The sequence below is a fragment of the Streptomyces sp. NPDC058678 genome (genome assembly GCF_042714835.1).
GTDB lineage: Bacteria > Actinomycetota > Actinomycetes > Streptomycetales > Streptomycetaceae > Streptomyces.
Genome location: NZ_JBHXSG010000003.1, coordinates 162890 through 175372 on the forward strand (window position 1 = coordinate 162890; position 12483 = coordinate 175372).

Consider the following 12483-nt stretch of genomic DNA (forward strand, 5'->3'; position numbering starts at 1 on the left):
CCACACGAGCCCGCCTGCACACCAGGCGATCGCCCGCCCGACGGGCGCGAGAACCCACTGGTAGACCCACAGGGCAGGCACGACGAGGAGATACCGCACCAGCCAGGCGACGACGCCGTAGATGCCGACTCCCAGGGCCGCGAGCACCGCGCCCACTCCCCTGAGCACCCACATCACACCGTGCCCGACCGGCGTCAGCACGCGCGCGTAGACCCACACCAGCCCGGCCCCGATCCCGCGCGCGGTCCAGGCGAAGGCATGCCCGAGTGGCGTCAGCACGTACCGGTACAGCCATCCCAGCGGCACGACGACGAGCACGTTCCCGAGCCACCCGAGCGCCTTGGCGAGGGGCACGAGCACATACCGCCACAGCCCCACGAACGGCCACACGAAGACAGCCCGCCCGACCCAGAGCAACGCCCGCCCGAGCGGCCGCAGCAGCACGTCGTTCAGCAGCCGCCCCACGAAGACAAGCGCGTCCCACACCATCCGCACGGGCACGACCAGCACGAGCACGACGATCCGCACCGGAAGACGGATCGCGACGGCGAGACACCCCTCGGGGTGCTGCGTCTGCGCCTGCGGCCGTGGCGACGGCTTCTCCAGATCCATACCGACGTAGACGCCTCAGTTCCCGGTCCGGATGCAGTAACGCGAGTTTCCGCCCCGCTCGTCCGCGAACTCTCCACCGTTGGTTCGCCCTCGTGGCAGGACTGTTCTGGGACCTCGGCGAAAGCCCAGGCAGTATGTGCCCATGATTACGCTCACTAAGGAAGACGGCCCCGCGGACCTGAACGGGGTGACCCATCTGACCATCGGCGTGTCCTGGGACCCCACCGCCGGCGCCAGCGGCGGTGTGATGGGCAAACTCCGCCGGAAGACCGGCACCGACCTGGATCTGATCGCCATCGCCATGCACGACGGCGACCCGGTACGCCTGGCGGGCCTCGACGCGCTCGACCCCATCGGCAACGGCTCCCTGCTGCACAGCGGCGACAACCAGACCGGCCACGGGGACGGCGACGACGAGACCGTCACGGTCGAGTTCTCGAAGATCCCGCCCCACATCACGTCGATCGTGTTCGTCGCCGCCGCCTACAAGAAGGGCAGCTCGTTCCAGAAGGCACGCAACATCAGCTTCAAGGTCTACGACGCGACCGGCGGCAGCTCTCAGCAGGTCGCCGACATCTGGCCCAGCATGCTCACCCAGGACAACGGCTGCGCCGTGGCCAAGGCCGTGCGGTCCGGCCCCACCTGGAAACTCCAAGTGATCAACGCGACGGGAAAGATCAAGCAGGGCGACCAGCTCGCCCTGATGCGCTTCGCCGCCAACCAGTAACCCGCGCCCCTCGGTTGCCGCCGGCACGCAACCCCGGCGGCAACCGAGGCCACGGAAGTGATGAGCGAGCGCACGCGCCGCACCCCGGCCGCCGGGCGGGGCCACCTTGCCATGGCCCTGGACGACCGATGAGTTCCGAAGCCCGGTGGGGTCTGTCTCTGCACAAGCGAAAGCCGCGCACGAGCTCTGTGAGGGGACCATGACCGTCCACGAACCACCACCCGTCGTCGACGCCGCCACCTGGGAGCGCCGGCTCGAGGCACTGCGGGCCCGGGAGAAGGCCGCGACACGGGAGCTTGACGCCATCGCCGCCGAGCGTCGTCGCCTGCCGATGGTCGAGATGCCCGACTACACCCTTGAGGGCGAGGACGGCCCCGTTCGGCTGGCGGATGTCTTCGAAGGCAAGAGCCAACTGATCGTCTACAACCACATGTGGTTCGCCGGCAAGGAATGGCAGTGCCCGGGCTGTACCGGGTTCACCTCGCAGTACACCCGCCTGGAGTTCCTGGACGGCTACGACGCGCGATTCGTCATCGTCACCCAGGGCCCGATCGACGAAGCACTCGCCTACAAGCAGCGGGTCGGCAACCGGATGGCCTGGTACTCGACCGCGAACAGCTCGTTCGGGGCCGACGTCGGCGCACCGCCCGACGGGGGATTCGCGGTCAACGTGTTCCTGCGCGACGGCGACACCGTCTACCGCACCTGGCACACCAACGGTCGGGGTACCGAGCAGCTCGGTCACACCTTCGCGTTGATCGATGTCCTGCCGTACGGCCGTCAGGAGGAATGGCAGGACTCACCCGAGGGCTGGCCCCGGTCGCCCACCTACAGCCGGTGGGCGACCTCCAAGGACATCGCTGCGCTCTATGGCCCGGGCTCGGGCTCAGTGTGAGTGACCGCTCGGCGCCGGCGCGGCGTTCTTGACCGCGAGAGGCAGCAGCTTCTTGCCCGTCGGGCCGATCTGGATGCTCGTGTCCATCTGCGGGCACACACCACAGTCGAAGCACGGCGTCCACCGGCAGTCCTCGACCTCGGTCTCGTCGAGGGAATCCTGCCAGTCCTCCCAGAGCCAGTCCTTGTCGAGGCCCGAGTCGAGGTGGTCCCAGGGGAGGACCTCCTCGTAGGTGCGCTCGCGCGTCGTGTACCAGTCGACGTCCACGCCGAAGGGGACGAGCGCCTTGTCGGCGCACTTCATCCAGCGGTCGTAGGAGAAGTGTTCGCGCCAGCCGTCGAAGCGGCCGCCGTCCTCGTAGACCGCGCGGATGACGGCGCCGATGCGGCGGTCGCCCCTCGACAACAGGCCTTCCACGATGCCCGGCTTGCCGTCGTGGTAGCGGAAGCCGATCGAGCGGCCGTACTTCTTGTCGCCGCGGATCCGGTCGCGGAGCTTCTCCAGGCGGGCGTCCGTCTCCTCGGCCGAGAGCTGCGGGGCCCACTGGAAGGGGGTGTGCGGCTTCGGGACGAAACCGCCGATCGACACCGTGCAGCGGATGTCGTTCGAGCCGGAGACCTCGCGGCCCTTCTGGATGACGTTCATCGCCATGTCGGCGATCTGGAGGACGTCGTCGTCGGTCTCCGTCGGCAGGCCGCACATGAAGTACAGCTTCACCTGGCGCCAGCCGTTGCCGTACGCGGTGGCGACCGTGCGGATCAGGTCCTCTTCGGAGACCATCTTGTTGATGACCTTGCGCATGCGCTCGGAGCCGCCCTCGGGGGCGAAGGTCAGACCGGACCGCCGTCCGTTACGCGTCAGCTCGTTCGCCAGGTCCACGTTGAACGCGTCGACGCGGGTGGAGGGGAGGGACAGGCCGACCTTGTCCTCCTCGTACCGGTCCGCGAGGCCCTTCGCGATGTCGCCGATCTCGCTGTGGTCCGCCGAGGACAGGGACAGGAGGCCGACCTCCTCGAAGCCCGTCGCCTTCAGGCCCTTCTCGACCATGTCGCCGATGCCGGTGATCGACCGCTCACGCACCGGGCGCGTGATCATGCCGGCCTGGCAGAAGCGGCAGCCGCGCGTGCAGCCGCGGAAGATCTCGACCGACATCCGCTCGTGGACCGTCTCGGCCAGCGGGACCAGGGGCTGCTTGGGGTAGGGCCACTCGTCCAGGTCCATCACGGTGTGCTTGGACACGCGCCACGGGACGCCGGACTTGTTCGGTACGACACGGGCGATACGGCCGTCCGCGAGGTATTCGACGTCGTAGAAGGCCGGGATGTACACCGAGCCCGTCTTCGCGAGGCGGAACAGGACCTCCTCGCGGCCGCCGGGCTGCCCCTCGGCCTTCCACTCCCGGATGATCCGGGTCATGTCCAGCACGGCCTGCTCGCCGTCGCCGATGATCACCGCGTCGACGAAGTCGGCGATCGGCTCGGGGTTGAAGGCGGCGTGACCGCCGGCCAGCACGATGGGGTCGTCGATCGTGCGGTCCCTGGACTCCAGGGGGATCCCCGCCAGGTCCAAAGCCGTCAGCATGTTGGTGTAGCCCAGCTCCGTCGAGAAGCTCAGCCCGAACACGTCGAAGGCGCGAACCGGCCGGTGGCTGTCCACCGTGAACTGCGGGACGTCGTGCTCCCGCATCAGCGCCTCGAGGTCCGGCCACACGCTGTAGGTGCGCTCGGCGAGGACGCCCTCCTGCTCGTTCAGCACCTCGTAGAGGATCATGACGCCCTGGTTGGGCAGGCCGACCTCGTACGCGTCCGGGTACATCAGCGCCCAGCGGACGTCGGTCGACTCCCACGGCTTGACGGTGGAGTTGAGCTCCCCGCCGACGTACTGGATCGGCTTCTGCACATGCGGGAGCAGAGCTTCGAGCTGCGGGAAGACCGACGCAGCGACTTCGGCAGGCATGTCGCGAACCTTCGTGAGCTGGGCTGAACTGACAGGAGTGACCATCTAGCGTAACGCGGCCGCGACCACCCCCCGCACGCCCGGAAGCCTCAGAGGTCCGCCGCCCCGCCCTTGATCCCCTTCCAGAACTCGGGGAGCTCGGCCTCCACGGCCGCCGCCCGCTGTTCCTCACGTCCGTAGAGCAGCCCGTACGTGAAGGCGCTCTCCCCCGCCGCGTGCGCGACCGCGGACAGCTCGCGCAGGGTCCGGCGGGCCATCACGCTGTCCTGGTGGTCCCCGAGCAGGGTCTGCAGGGACTTCATGGACTTGACCAGGTCCTTGGCAGGCTTGCCGAGGACCGGGTGGGCCGCCTCCGCCGCGTAGCGGGTGCGCTTGGTCTTCTTGCGGGCCTCGTGCACGGCGACGTCCCGGTCGGGCCCGGGCGGCAGATCCAGCGCCTGCTCGACGAGCCCGGAGACCTTGCCGAAGTCCTTCTTCACGGCCTTGGCGATCACCTTGCCGGGCTTCTTCCCGGCGGCGTCCCGCAGCGGCGGGGCGGCGATCAGCGCGTCCAGGGCGTCGAGCAGGGCGAGGTACCGGCGGGAGTCCAGGACGCCGATCAGCCGGCTTCGCGCCCCGCCGTGCTCGGCGCTCGCCCAGCGGCCCAGCCGCTCGGCGACCGGGCCCGAGACCAGCGTGCCCGGCACGTCGGCGAGGGCCGCCGTCAGGCGTTCGGTCAGCACCTCGCGGTCCCGGTCCACGCCCAGCTCACCGGCCAGCCACTTCAGCTCCTCGCCGATCGGGTCCGTGACGCCCCGGTCGAGGACCGTGCCGTACGACTTGAAGGTGCTGCGCATCCGGCGGGTGGCGACGCGCATGCTGTGCACGGAGTCCTCGACGTCCTGGCGTACGGCCGGGTCGAGCCCGACGATCGCGTCGCGCTGGGCGCGGACGTACGCGAGGACGTGGTCGCCCGCGGTCACCGGGGCCTTTAGTGAACCGGCGCGGCGCTTCTTCCGGGGTGCCGTCTCCGCGAGGGCCCGGGCCAGCTTCGACGAGGAGGCGGACGGCCTGACGCCCGCCTTGCGCAGCCGCTTCTCCACCTTGTCCAGGAAGACCGGGTCGCCGCCGTCGGCGAGTTCGACCTCGATCTCGGTCCACTGGGCGACGCCGTCGCCCCCGGTCAGCCGCCGGGCGTGCACGGCGTCCACGCTGACCTCGGCGAGCAGCCGCCCCTGGGCGTCGAGGAGGTCGCGCACGTCACGGCCCGAGCGGAGCCGGACCACGGGCCGCAGCTCGGCGTCCCGCACCCGGGAGCGGACCAGCCCGGCGAACTCGTCGGGGAGGGTGTCGGAGAGCGGGGCCTGGATCTCGTCGCGCACGCCCTGGGCGACGGGGAACTTCAGGTGCCAGCCTGCGTCGGAGCCGCCGGTGCGGCGGCGCAGGGTGATCGACGACGCGGCGAGGCGTTCATCGGCGGTGTCGTAATAGGTGGCGTCCAGTTCCGCGATGCCCTTGTCGAGGACGGTCTCGACGCCGGCGACGCCGGTGAGGTCGGGCAGTCCGCTGTCGTCGGATTCGTACTTGCGCTCGATCTCGCGCTTCGTGGCCGCCATAAAACGAATCTAGTCGCAGTCGGGCCGGTATGGCAGAGGGCCGCCGGCCCGACCGCTATGCCGACATCGGACGTTGCACCCGGATCGACTGCAGCAGCCCCACCGCCACCCACACCGCGAACATCGACGAGCCGCCGTAGGACACGAACGGCAGCGGCAGGCCCGTGACCGGCATGATGCCGAGGGTCATGCCGATGTTCTCGAAGGACTGGAAGGCGAACCAGGCCACGATGCCGGCGGCGACGATCGTGCCGTACAGCTCGGTCGTCTCCCGGGCGATGCGGCAGGCCCGCCACAGGAGCACACCCAGCAGGACGATGATCAGGCCGCCGCCGACGAAGCCCAGCTCCTCGCCGGCGACCGTGAACACGAAGTCGGTCTGCTGCTCGGGCACGAACTGGCCCGTCGTCTGCGAGCCCTGGAACAGGCCCGAGCCCGTGAGACCGCCCGAACCGATCGCGATCCGGGCCTGGTTGGTGTTGTAGCCGACGCCGGCGGGGTCGAGGCTCGGGTTGGCGAAGGCGGCGAAGCGGGCGATCTGGTACTCGTCCAGGATGTGCAGCTGCCAGACGGCGATCGCGCCGGCGGCTCCCGCGCTCAGCAGGCCGAACACCCAGCGGTTCGAGGCGCCGGAGGCGAGCAGCACGCCCAGCACGATGATGACCATGACCATGACCGACCCGAGGTCGGGCATCAGCATCACGATCAGCATCGGTACGGCGGCCAGCCCGAGCGCCTGCAGCACGGTGCGGTGGTCGGGGTGGGGCTTGTCGCCCGCGTCCACCCGCGCGGCCAGCAGCATCGCCATACCGAGGATGATCGTGATCTTCACGAACTCGGACGGCTGGAGCGAGAAGCCGCCGCCGAGCACGATCCAGGAGTGGGCGCCGTTGACCGTCGTGCCGAGCGGCGTGAGCACCATCAGGATCAGGAACACGGAGACGCCGTACAGGAGCGGCACGGCCGTGCGCAGCGTGCGGTGGCCGAGCCAGACCGTGCCGAGCATCAGGGCGAAGCCGATGCCGGTGTTCATGAGGTGCCGGATCAGGAAGTAGTACGGGTCGCCCTGGTTGATCTCGGTGCGGTTGCGGGTCGCCGAGAAGACCAGGAGCGAGCCGATGCCCGAGAGGGCCAGCGCCGCCAGCAGTATCGGCCAGTCCAGCCGGCGGGCCAGCGAGTCCCGGGCGAACAGACGGGCCCAGCCCGCGCGTTCGGGCCCGTATCCGGAGACCTGGAAGGTGTTGGCGCCGGTCATGCGGGCATCCTCCGGCTTCCCCTTCTGCGCGGCCGGCGCCGGGTGTTCCGGTTGCCGGTGGTCGGCGTGTTCACGGTCGCCGCCAACTGTGTCCCGTCCGGCTCGGCCTCGCCCTCCTGGCTCACCCGCTGGTCCTTCGCCGGGTCCTTGGAGACCTTCGGGGACTTGATCGTGCCGTCGGTCTGGACCTTCGGCAGGCTCTTCTGCGGGGTCGGCAGCAGCGCGTTCTTCGGGTTGATGGTGCCGTCGTCGGAGACGCCGTACAGCGCGTTGTAGATCTTGCGCACGGCGGGGCCGGAGGCGCCGGAGCCCGTACCGCCCTGGGAGATGGTCATGACGACCGTGTAGTCCTTGGTGTACGTGGTGAACCACGAGGTGGTCTGCTTGCCGTAGACCTCGGCCGTACCCGTCTTGGCGTGCATCGGGATCTCGTCCTGCGGCCAGCCGCCGAACCGCCAGGCGGCGGTGCCGCGGGTCGCGACTCCTTCGAGGGCACCGTCTATCTCGCTGAGGGTCTTCTGCGTCATCGGCAGCTTGCCGTGCGCCTTCGGCTCGATCTCCTGGACGGTCTTGCCGTCGGGGCTGATGATCGCCTTGCCGACGGTCGGGTCGTAGAGGGTGCCGCCGTTGGCGATCGCCCCGTAGATCGTCGCCATCTGGATCGGGGTGACGAGTGTGTCGCCCTGGCCGATGGAGTAGTTGACGGAGTCACCGGCGCGCAGCCTGTTGCCCTCCAGGCAGTTCTCGTACGCGATCTGCTCGGCGTACGTGCCGCCCTTCTTGCCGTACTTGCACCAGGCGTCCTTGTTGGCCTTCCAGTAGCTCTGCTTCCACTGGCGGTCGGGGATGCGGCCGGTGACCTCGTTCGGAAGGTCGATGCCGGTCTCCTTGCCGAGGCCGAACTGGTGGGCGGTCTTGTAGAACCAGTCGCCGGGGTTCTTCTTGGGCTTGTTGCCGCCGTCCTTCTGCCACTCCTGGTGCGAGAGGCGGTAGAAGACGGTGTCGCAGGAGACCTCCAGGGCGCGGCCGAGGCTGATCGGGCCGTATCCCTTGGACTCGAAGTTCTTGAAGACCTGGCCACCGATCGAGTACGAGCTGGAGCACTGGTAGGGGCCGTCGAAGGAGTAGCCGGCGTTGACCGCGGCGGCCGTCGGGATGACCTTGAAGACGGAGCCGGGCGCCGACTGGCCCTGGATCGCGCGGTTCAGCAACGGGTAGTTGGAGCTCTTCCCGGTGAGCCTCGCGTAGTCCTTGGCGGAGATGCCGCCGACCCAGGCGTTCGGATCGTACGTCGGGTTGGACGCCATGGAGATCACACGGCCGGTCTTGGACTCCATCACCACGACGGCGCCGGAGTCCGCCTTGTAGTTCTCGCCGGTGTTCTTGTCGAACGTCTTGCGGGCCTCTTTCATGGCCTGGTTCAGCTCGTACTCGGCGACCCGCTGGACGCGCGCGTCGATGCTGGTGACCAGGCTGGAGCCGGGCTGGGCGGGGTCGGCCTCGGCCTCGCCGATGACGCGGCCGAGGTTGTCGACCTCGTAGCGGGTGACGCCGGCCTTGCCGCGCAGCTCCTTGTCGTACTCGCGCTCCAGTCCCGAGCGGCCGACCTGGTCGGAGCGCAGGTACGGCGAGTCGGTGTCCTGGGCCTTGGTGATCTCCTCGTCGGTGACGGGCGAGAGGTAGCCGAGGACCTGGGCGGTGTTGGCCTTGCCGGGGGCGGCGTAGCGGCGCACGGCCTCCGGCTCGGCGGTGATGCCGGGGAAGTCCTCGGCGCGCTCACGGATCTGCAGGGCCTGCTTGGCGGTGGCCTCGTCGGTGATGGGGATCGGCTGGTACGGCGAGCCGTTCCAGCAGGGCTGCGGTGTCTTGGAGTCGCACAGCCGGACCTTCTCCATGACCTCCTGGGGCTTCATGCCCAGCACGCCGGCCAGCTTGGCGAGGACGGCCTTGCCGTCGTCCTTCATCTTCAGCAGGTCGGTGCGGGAGGCGGAGACCACCAGCCGGGTCTCGTTGTCGGCGAGCGGCACTCCGCGGGCATCCAGGATCGAACCGCGTACGGCGGGCGCCACGACCTGCTGGACGTGGTTGCCGGACGCCTCCTTGGCGTACTCGTCGCCCTCCCGGATCTGGAGGTACCACAGGCGTCCGCCGAGGGTGCCGAGCAGGGAGAGGACCAGGATCTGGATGACGACGAGCCGGATCTGGACCCGTGGGGTCCGGCCGGTCTCAGGAATGTTGGTCATGGGCGGAGCCCATTCGTCGGAAGGGTGGTGGCGGGCGACGGGTGGGCGGTCACTGCGGCTGCCTCCCCCTCTCAGTGTGTGTATGTGTCATATACGACGAACCTGTGAGCCCTTGCGTCCGTACGGCGGCCGACTCTCCCGCTCTCACAGCCGCTTGACCCCCTTGATCCGGCCGGCGCGGGCCGTGCGGGCCCGGGCGGCCTTCACCCTCAGTCCGCCGAGGCCGTTGCGCTGTCCGCCGATGCGCAGGCCCGTGCCCGAGGAGAGCCAGCCGGAGGAGATGTCGGTGGCCTTGGCGGCGGAGTGGGTCTCGGCGAGGGGGTCGTTCTCCGCGCGCCGGGCGAGCGCCATGATGCCGGGGACGACGAAGGGGGCGAGCAGCAGGTCGTACAGGGCGGCCGTGAACAGCAGGCTGCCGAGGCCGACATGGCGGGCGGCGGTGTCGCCGACGAGGGCGCCGACACCGGCGTACAGCAGGGTGGTGCCGATGGCGGCGGCGACCACGACGAGCATGGGGCCGGTGGCCGACTTCAGCCGGCCGTTGTCCGGTTTCGCCAGGCCCGCGAGGTAGCCGATGACGCACAGCACGAGGGCGTAGCGGCCGGCCGCGTGGTCGGCGGGCGGGGCGAGGTCGGCGAGGAGGCCCGCGCCGAACCCGACGAGGGCACCGCCGACATGGCCGTACACCATGGCGAGACCCAGGACGGTGAGGAGCAGCAGGTCGGGGACTGCACCCGGCAGGTGGAGCCGGGCGAGGACGCTCACCTGGAGGACCAGGGCCACGACGACCAGGGAGGTGGACAGCAGGATCCGGTTGACGCGCATGGGCTACAGCTCCTACTGCTCTTGCTGGATCTGGCCGTCGACCGGCGCGTTCGCGGACGGGGTGACGGTCACCGTCACGGTCGGCGTGGGGGTCGGCTTGGGCTTGGCGGGCAGCACCGTGTCGCGCGGGTCCTTCTTCGGGGCCTCGACGACGACGCCGACGATGTCGAGCTTGGTGAAGCTGACGTACGGCGTGACGTAGAGCGTGCGGGTGAGGTCGCCGGCCGAGGGTTCGACGCGGGAGACCACGCCGACCGGCACGCCTGGCACGAAGGGCTTGTCGGCCTGCGAGCCGAAGGTGACCAGGCGGTCGCCCTTCTTGATCTCGGCCTTGCCGTTGAGGAGTTCGACGCGCAGCGGGCGGTCGCCCTGCCCGGAGGCGAAGCCGAGTTCGTCGCCGGCCTCCATACGGGTGCCGACCGTGAAGTCGGGGTCGTTGGCGAGCAGCACGGTGGCGATGTCGGGGCCGACGGTCGTCACGCGCCCCACCAGCCCGTCCCCGTTGAGGACGGTCATGTCGCGCTTGATGCCGTCGTTGGCGCCGACATCGATGGTGATGGTCCAGGAGAAGCCCTGGGCCGCTCCTATGGCGATGACCTGGGCGCCCTTTATGCCGTACTGGCCGGCGCCCGAGAGCTTCAGCATCTTGTCGAGCTGGGCGAGGCGGCTGCGGCTGCGGTCGTCGCTGCCGAGCTTCGCCTCGAGGGCCGCGTTCTCCTTCTCCAGCGCGGCGAGCCGGTCGTGTCGCTCGCCCGAGTCACGGATGGCCGATACGGCGTTGCCGACCGGGTCGACCGCGGCCGACACCCCGTCCTCGATCGGGCCGAACACCGTGGCCGCGCCCTGTCGGGCACCGTCGACGGGTGAGTCCTCCCCACCGCGGATGTCCACCGTGATCAGCGCGAACGCGACGGCGACCAGCAGCACCAGGAGCAGCCGGCTCTCTCGTGTGTCCCTCACGTGCGGCGGCCGTGCCCTTCCTCATAGGAATTCGTGTGCAATGTTTACATGTCGGTGCTTATGGGCGAGCTTATGCCTCTATATCAACGAGCCGCCGCACGAGAGGAGATCATCTCGTACGGCGGAATCGAAGAACTGCGTCATCTGCGCGGCTGGGCGTCCAGCACCTGCTGCAACGCCTCGAATTCCTCGACGCACTTTCCGGAACCGAGCGCCACGCTGTCCAGCGGGTCCTCGGCGATGTGGATCGGCATGCCGGTCTCGCGCCGCAGGCGCTCGTCGAGACCGCGGAGCAGCGCACCGCCACCGGTGAGAACGATTCCGCGGTCCATGATGTCGCCGGACAGCTCCGGCGGGCACTTGTCGAGGGTCGTCTTGACGGCGTCCACGATCGCGTTGACGGGCTCCTCGATCGCCTTGCGGACTTCGGCGGCCGAGATGACGACGGTCTTGGGCAGCCCGGAGACGAGGTCCCGGCCGCGGATTTCGGTGTGCTCGTCAGCGTCGAGGTCGTACGCCGAACCGATCGTGATCTTGATCTGTTCGGCCGTCCGCTCACCGAGGAGGAGCGAGTACTCCTTCTTGATGTGCTGGATGATCGCGTTGTCCAACTCGTCGCCCGCCACGCGGATGGACTGGGCGGTGACGATGCCGCCGAGCGAGATGACCGCGACCTCCGTGGTGCCGCCGCCGATGTCCACCACCATGTTGCCCGTGGCCTCGTGGACCGGCAGGCCGGAGCCGATGGCGGCCGCCATCGGCTCCTCGATGATGTGCACCTGGCGGGCGCCGGCCTGGGACGACGCCTCGATGACGGCGCGGCGCTCGACCCCCGTGATACCCGAGGGCACACAGACGACGACCCGCGGACGAGCCAGATACCGCCGCTTGTGGATCTTCAGAATGAAGTAGCGGAGCATCCGCTCGGTGATCTCGAAGTCGGCGATCACGCCGTCCTTCAGCGGACGGACGGCAACGATGTTGCCCGGCGTGCGCCCGATCATCTTCTTTGCTTCGGCGCCGACCGCGAGGATGCCACCGGTGTTGGTGTTGATCGCGACGACGGACGGCTCATTGAGTACGATCCCGCGACCCCTGACGTACACCAGCGTGTTGGCGGTCCCGAGGTCGACAGCCATGTCACGGCCGATGAACGACATTGAGTTCCCCATCAGGATTCGACTGGCCTTCCCAGGAGCTTTTTGAGGGCTTTTCAGGTCGGCGAAGGTGGGTGCGGTGACGTGAAGGCTTCCATCGTAGACGCGCCTTCGCGAACACTGCGTGAGGGTCTCCGCCATTGTCAGCAGATGCCGTGTGGGTTCGCTTGTGGAGACGGGCGTTCGGGGGGACTCGTTCCCTCGATCGCCACGCATATGCCAGAAAGTCCGGGGACAAATGCCCCCAGACTCTCACTC

Annotated in this window: 9 protein-coding genes and 1 pseudogene; 2 read left to right on the forward strand and 8 right to left on the reverse strand. The window is 69.1% G+C overall.

Annotated features, from left to right (window positions below; all coding sequences use genetic code 11):
* A pseudogene (locus ACFWWR_RS05090) lies at positions 1 to 612 on the reverse strand (hypothetical protein); the annotation flags it as partial.
* A gap of 142 nt (positions 613 to 754) precedes the next feature.
* Between ACFWWR_RS05090 and ACFWWR_RS05095 the strand changes: the two are divergent.
* Positions 755 to 1339: a TerD family protein gene (locus ACFWWR_RS05095; RefSeq protein WP_383870797.1), complete on the forward strand. Its 585-nt coding sequence runs from the start codon at positions 755 to 757 to the stop codon at positions 1337 to 1339.
* A gap of 199 nt (positions 1340 to 1538) precedes the next feature.
* On the forward strand, positions 1539 to 2234 hold the full coding sequence (locus tag ACFWWR_RS05100; protein ID WP_383870794.1) for a DUF899 domain-containing protein: 696 nt from the start codon (positions 1539 to 1541) through the stop codon (positions 2232 to 2234).
* Here the strand turns inward: ACFWWR_RS05100 and ACFWWR_RS05105 are convergent.
* The 7 genes from ACFWWR_RS05105 to ACFWWR_RS05135 all read right to left on the reverse strand — a co-directional run bounded on the left by ACFWWR_RS05105 (position 2226) and on the right by ACFWWR_RS05135 (position 12228).
* Complete coding sequence (locus ACFWWR_RS05105; protein ID WP_383870791.1) at positions 2226 to 4190, reverse strand: TIGR03960 family B12-binding radical SAM protein; 1965 nt, start codon at positions 4188 to 4190, stop codon at positions 2226 to 2228. The two genes, ACFWWR_RS05100 and ACFWWR_RS05105, sit on opposite strands and share 9 nt — an antisense overlap.
* Before the next feature lie 89 nt (positions 4191 to 4279).
* Positions 4280 to 5785, reverse strand: a complete 1506-nt coding sequence (locus ACFWWR_RS05110; protein WP_383870788.1) for a CHAD domain-containing protein — start codon at positions 5783 to 5785, stop codon at positions 4280 to 4282.
* 55 nt (positions 5786 to 5840) lie between these two features.
* Entirely contained in the window at positions 5841 to 7040 is a 1200-nt protein-coding gene (gene rodA / locus ACFWWR_RS05115) for a rod shape-determining protein RodA (protein ID WP_383870786.1), read from the reverse strand.
* Positions 7037 to 9283: a penicillin-binding protein 2 gene (gene mrdA, locus ACFWWR_RS05120; protein WP_383870783.1), complete on the reverse strand. Its 2247-nt coding sequence runs from the start codon at positions 9281 to 9283 to the stop codon at positions 7037 to 7039. Before mrdA ends, rodA begins: the two co-directional genes overlap by 4 nt.
* Positions 9284 to 9427: 144 nt before the next feature.
* On the reverse strand, positions 9428 to 10108 hold the full coding sequence (gene mreD, locus ACFWWR_RS05125) for a rod shape-determining protein MreD (protein ID WP_383870781.1): 681 nt from the start codon (positions 10106 to 10108) through the stop codon (positions 9428 to 9430).
* A 12-nt stretch (positions 10109 to 10120) separates the two neighbouring features.
* Positions 10121 to 11068, reverse strand: coding sequence for a rod shape-determining protein MreC (gene mreC, locus ACFWWR_RS05130; RefSeq protein WP_383870778.1), 948 nt, complete (start codon positions 11066 to 11068; stop codon positions 10121 to 10123).
* A 140-nt stretch (positions 11069 to 11208) separates the two neighbouring features.
* Positions 11209 to 12228, reverse strand: coding sequence for a rod shape-determining protein (locus ACFWWR_RS05135; RefSeq protein WP_004931372.1), 1020 nt, complete (start codon positions 12226 to 12228; stop codon positions 11209 to 11211).
* Positions 12229 to 12483: the final 255 nt, after the last annotated feature.

Bases quoted from the DNA above. Each gene is read 5' to 3' on its own strand.
- ACFWWR_RS05095 (WP_383870797.1), top strand. From the start codon at position 755: ATGATTACGCTCACTAAGGAAGACGGCCCCGCGGACCTGAACGGGGTG.
- ACFWWR_RS05100 (WP_383870794.1), top strand. From the start codon at position 1,539: ATGACCGTCCACGAACCACCACCCGTCGTCGACGCCGCCACCTGGGAG.
- ACFWWR_RS05105 (WP_383870791.1), bottom strand. From the start codon at position 4,190: ATGCCTGCCGAAGTCGCTGCGTCGGTCTTCCCGCAGCTCGAAGCTCTG.
- ACFWWR_RS05110 (WP_383870788.1), bottom strand. From the start codon at position 5,785: ATGGCGGCCACGAAGCGCGAGATCGAGCGCAAGTACGAATCCGACGAC.
- rodA (WP_383870786.1), bottom strand. From the start codon at position 7,040: ATGACCGGCGCCAACACCTTCCAGGTCTCCGGATACGGGCCCGAACGC.
- mrdA (WP_383870783.1), bottom strand. From the start codon at position 9,283: ATGACCAACATTCCTGAGACCGGCCGGACCCCACGGGTCCAGATCCGG.
- mreD (WP_383870781.1), bottom strand. From the start codon at position 10,108: ATGCGCGTCAACCGGATCCTGCTGTCCACCTCCCTGGTCGTCGTGGCC.
- ACFWWR_RS05135 (WP_004931372.1), bottom strand. From the start codon at position 12,228: ATGTCGTTCATCGGCCGTGACATGGCTGTCGACCTCGGGACCGCCAAC.